The sequence below is a fragment of the Roseburia lenta genome (genome assembly GCF_014287435.1).
GTDB classification, from domain to species: Bacteria; Bacillota; Clostridia; order Lachnospirales; family Lachnospiraceae; genus Pararoseburia; species Pararoseburia lenta.
Genome location: NZ_JACOPG010000008.1, coordinates 1 through 718, shown reverse-complemented (window position 1 = coordinate 718; position 718 = coordinate 1). Strand labels below are relative to the sequence as shown.

The 718-nt window shown below is 39.7% G+C and carries 1 protein-coding gene and 1 pseudogene; both read right to left on the bottom strand.

Annotation, left to right across the window (positions count from 1 at the left end; translation table 11 throughout):
- Nucleotides 1–257 (bottom strand): annotated as a pseudogene (locus H8R94_RS12035) (site-specific integrase); the annotation flags it as partial.
- An 86-nt stretch (nt 258–343) separates the two neighbouring features.
- The coding region (locus H8R94_RS12030; RefSeq protein WP_186854761.1) for a hypothetical protein at nt 344–718 on the bottom strand (375 nt) is incomplete at its 5' end.

Below are 718 nucleotides of genomic sequence, written 5' to 3'. Positions count from 1 at the left end.
GTACCATTGCTGAGCGTACCTGTTTTTAATTCCTCCTCTGCCCACACATCCAGAAGTTGTCCGACTGTGAGATTTTCCGCTTTGGCAACAAATTTCTTTTTCTCATAATCATCCATTGCCTGACGGAGCAGCTTTTCAGTTCCACTTTTGCTTTCTGTTCCAACGCATTCTTTCTGAACAAGATTGCCGCTTGCGTCCTCTACATAGAAGCGGTAGTACCATTTCTTTCCTTTTTTTCTTACAGATCCTTTTGCCATAATCGTATGTCTCCTTTCGATATTAGACAATCGGAACTGATGAAATGCTTCGTGCGTGTAAGTATATCATAACTCCGGTTGTCTTACTATACCGATTCGGAATCTTCGTATAAGACTTCTGATAAAAGATTTGCAAGCCTTTGTTCTGCTGTTTTTGGTTTCTTGGAATAGAGCCTTACAACGTCTGCCATCTCATTAAAAGCATTGATGGTAGGAGTGATTTCCCTTAAGAACATAATCTCATTATATTCATCATTCGATTCAAACCCTATTGTTTTGGCAATATCCGTCTGACCAGCATTCCCCTTGAAGTTTTTGCAGGCGAACTGAAAGGAATCCAAAAACAGACCATATTGTTTTAACATCAGCAGTAATAAATCTTTTGAAAAAGCATCTTCTTCTTTGGTAAGGGCAAGCGGTAACTGTTCCAGAATATCTCCCATCGCATCACGAATCTGTAA